The sequence below is a fragment of the Caballeronia glathei genome (assembly GCF_000698595.1).
Lineage (GTDB): Bacteria > Pseudomonadota > Gammaproteobacteria > Burkholderiales > Burkholderiaceae > Caballeronia > Caballeronia glathei.
The window spans coordinates 1-584 of record NZ_JFHC01000287.1; the positions used below are offsets into that span (position 1 = coordinate 1).

General features: G+C 67.0%; 2 pseudogenes. Both read left to right on the forward strand.

Annotated features, from left to right (window positions below):
• Positions 1–255, forward strand: a pseudogene (locus tag BG61_RS38810) (HlyD family secretion protein); the annotation flags it as partial.
• A pseudogene (locus BG61_RS38815) lies at positions 252–584 on the forward strand (TolC family protein); the annotation flags it as partial. The pseudogenes BG61_RS38810 and BG61_RS38815, both read left to right, overlap by 4 nt.

The window sequence follows — 584 nt, forward strand, 5'->3', positions numbered from 1 at the left end:
TGGCAGGGGAGCGGCGCGGGACAAATGGTCCCCAGCGGCACGCTGCCGAGCTTCAACGCTCAGCCGGGCGAGGCTCCGCAAGGGCAGTTCGCAGTGGCGATCACGCTGGACGATCCGGACCAGTCCAAGTTTCCGATCGGCACGCAGGGACGCGCGGCAATCTACACGAGCACGAGCAGCGCCTTCGACGTGCTGCGCAAGGTCGCGATCCGCTCCTACACGTGGTACAACTGGCTGTATCCGTTTTCGCTATGAAGTGCGCGCCGTCGTTCGTCGCCGTGTTCCTTGCTGCGCTGCTCGGCGGTTGCGCGCTGGCGCCGCCCCCGCAGCACAGCGACCTGGTGAACGACGCCTTGCCCAAGGGCACGACCGTCCCGCCAGCATGGATGGCGGATGCAAGCAGCGCTGCCGTTGCCGACGACTGGCTGAAGTCGCTCGACGATCCGCTGCTCGATGCGATCGTCGCCGAAGCGATCGCCAACAACCTCGACTTGCGACAGGCAGCGGAGCGGGTGACGATCGCGCAGCAATCGGCGGTGGTGGTCGGCGCGCAGTTGCTGCCGCAGATTGGCGCAGTACTGGGC